This is a genomic window from Streptomyces sp. ATLC9 (genome assembly GCF_057196705.1).
The window spans coordinates 1-2,808 of record NZ_JBXUOY010000429.1 but is presented as its reverse complement, the minus strand read 5'-3'; the positions used below and the strand labels follow the sequence as shown (position 1 = coordinate 2,808).

The 2,808-nt window shown below is 77.4% G+C and carries 3 protein-coding genes; 2 read left to right on the top strand and 1 reads right to left on the bottom strand.

Translation table 11 applies throughout. From position 1 onward, the window contains the following. Positions 1 to 272: 272 nt before the first annotated feature. Complete coding sequence (locus tag AC2CJA_RS25840; protein ID WP_484605089.1) at positions 273 to 665, top strand: hypothetical protein; 393 nt, start codon at positions 273 to 275, stop codon at positions 663 to 665. A gap of 76 nt (positions 666 to 741) precedes the next feature. On the opposite strand, the gene AC2CJA_RS25835 is transcribed toward AC2CJA_RS25840, so the two are convergent. Next, a complete protein-coding gene (locus AC2CJA_RS25835) occupies positions 742 to 1,791 on the bottom strand; it encodes a hypothetical protein (protein ID WP_484605088.1) in 1,050 nt (349 codons plus the stop codon). Positions 1,792 to 2,091: 300 nt separating this feature from the next. Here AC2CJA_RS25835 and AC2CJA_RS25830 point away from each other — a divergent pair. Beyond that, positions 2,092 to 2,808, top strand: a 717-nt coding sequence (locus AC2CJA_RS25830; RefSeq protein ID WP_484605087.1) for a GDSL-type esterase/lipase family protein, incomplete at its 3' end; no start/stop codon positions are given.

Below are 2,808 nucleotides of genomic sequence, written 5' to 3'. Positions count from 1 at the left end.
CCGGGACCCCGTCGCGGTCCCGGCGGCCGGCGGCGCCGTCTCACCCGCCGCCCCGTCCCTCGCGGGAAGCGGGCCTTCGGCTGTGCCGGCGGCCTGACCCCCGCGCACCGACCCGAAGGACCTCACACGGTGGTCTTCGACGACATGCGCGAGCTCCCGGCGCTCCTCGCGGAGTGAGGAGGGGCCGTCGCGGGCCGGCAAGCGGTCCCCCCTCCGGGAGCCCGGGTCCCGCGCCCGTTTCCGTGCGGCCCCGGTGAGGTACCCGGCGGCGCATGAGCACTCCGGGCACCGGGCTGAGTCTGTTCGCCGGCGAGCGGCGCGTCTGGCTGGCCACGTACGACCGCGAGGGCGTGCCGGTGGGCACGGCCACCGCGATCGCCGTGGAGGGCGACCGCGCCTATGTACGCGCCCATGGCCGGTCGGGCACGGCCGGCCGGCTGCGCCGCCGCCCCGAGGCGGAGATCTCCCCCGCCACCCTCGGCGGCACCCCGGCGGGCGCCCCGGTGAAGGTGGACGTGCGGCGGCTGTCGGGCCGCGAGGCCCGGCACGCGGCCGGGCGCCTGGCCCGCAAGCATCCCGCGCGGGGCGTGCTGGTGCCGCTGGGCCACCGGCTGATGCTCGACCGGTCGCCGCTGTACGAGCTGCGCCCGGTGGGCGAGCGGTGAGGGCGGCGGGGGCTGGGCGACCGGGGCGTGCGCCCTTGCCGGCCCGCGGTCACCGCGCCCGCCGGCCGGCCCCCTGTCAGGGGGAGCCGCCGCCGCGCCGCTTCGATCGGCGCAGGGCGAGGAGGAGGACGGCGCCCGCGGCGAGGGCGAGGACGAGTCCGGTGGTGTTCCCCTCTCCTCCGTGGTCCACTTCCGCCCCGCCGCCGTCGGTTCCCTCGCCGGCCCCCTCACCGTCACCGGCCCCTTCGCCGCCGGCCCGGTCCGGCTTCTCCTCCCGTGCGCTGTCCGGGAGTTGCTCCCCGGTCAGGGGCATCGGCCGTACGGGACCGCGCTCGCCCTCCGTGCCGTACAGCAGGGTCCGGCCGTCCGGTGTGAAGGTCACCGACTCGCCCTGGCGCTGCACCGGCACCGTCAGCCGCCCCAGCTCGCGCGGTGCGCCGTCCTCCCAGGCGTACATGGTCCCGCCGAAGTAGCCGCGCACCGCCAGCCGGGTGCCGTCCGGGGAGAAGGCGGCGTCGGTGGCCCACAGGCCGATGTCCGCGACGCGGGTGAAGACGGCGGCGCCGGAGGCCGGGAGCTCCTCCGGCCCGGCGTACAGGGCGCCGCCGTCCCTGTGCTTGCTGACGATGTACACCCGCCCGGTGACGGGGTGGACGGCCAGCGACTCGGCGTCGCGCGGGCCGTCGGCGTAGCGCACGGTGTGGCGGGTGGCCTCGACGGCCCGGTCGGCCAGGCTCCCGGGCTCGGCGAAGCGGTAGATCCACACCTCGGGCCACCGGCCGCCGAAGTTGTCGCCGATGTCGCCGACGTACACGTGGCCGTCCGGGCCGACGGAGACGGCCTCGACGTCGCGCGGGGCGATGCCGGTCAGGGTGACGGTGGCGGCCGTCTCGCCGGTGCGGCCGTCGATCGCGTAGACGTACGGCCCGTCGTCGCTGTCGTTGTGCGTCCAGTACACGCCGGGGTGGGCGCGGCTGGCCGCCAGGCCGCTGGACTCGGTGATCCGCTCGTCCTCGATCGTGAAGCCGTCGTCGGCGGGGCCGGCCGCCGTCGCTCCGGCCGTCCCCGCCGCCGTCACCGCTGCCGCAACCACCGCCGCGCCCAGGGCGCGCACAAGCCTCCGCATGGCCCCAAGCCTGCCATCCGCACGTGCGTGCCCCGGACGGGCGCCGGTCACCGCGCCGCCGTCACCGCACCCCTGCCACCACGACGCGTCCGGTGCGAGCGGGGCTCTCCCGCCGGCGGCGCCGTGCGCGGACCGGCCGCACGGCACCCCGCGGGACGGGCGGGAGCACCGGACCGTTGAGCCGCCGCCGGACGGCTGGGCCGGTTCCGGCTGTCTCCCGCCGGCGCCCGCCCACCCCTCGGGCGACGGGTGACGGGCGTCATATCGCAGGTCACGGCCGCCTTCCGGGAGGATGACCGGATGCGCGTGCTCTTCGTCGGCGACTCCATGACCATCGGCAGCGCCGGTGAGCACACCTGGCGCCACCGCATGTGGCGGCATCTGGAGCGCACCCGCGGGCCCCACGGCGCCGCGTACGAGATCGTCGGCCCGCGCGACGCGCTGTACGACAAGGCCGCCGGCGCCCCTCTCTCCCACGACTACGCCGACCCCGCCTTCCCCGCCGCCGCCCGCCGTCATCTCGCCGGCTGGGGCGAGGGCTGGCTGCACATGGCGCCGGTGATAGCCGGCGCGGTGCGCGAGCACCGCGCCGACACCCTGCTGGTCTTCCTGGGTTTGATCGACCTCGGCTTCTACACCGGCTCCGGCGCCACCGCCGCCAACGTCCGCCGCTTCGTCGCCGAGGCACGCTCCGCCGAACCGCGGGTGCGGATGGTGCTGCTGCCGGTGATCCCCAACACGAGGGCGCGGCACGACGTCTTCTTCGCCGCCGAGTGCGAACGCTTCAACGAACTGCTGGCCGAGGCCGTGGCCGAGCTGTCCACCCCCGTCTCGCCGCTGCTGACGGCCGCCCCGCCGCACGACTGGGACCTGGCCCGCGACACCTACGACGGCACCCACCCCACCGCCCGCGGCGAGCACCGCATCGCCGCGGCCTTCACCGACGCGATGCACCGGGCCTGGGGCGTGGGCGGCCCGTACGCCGCGGGCGCGGTGGGGGCTCAGCCGGGCACGCTC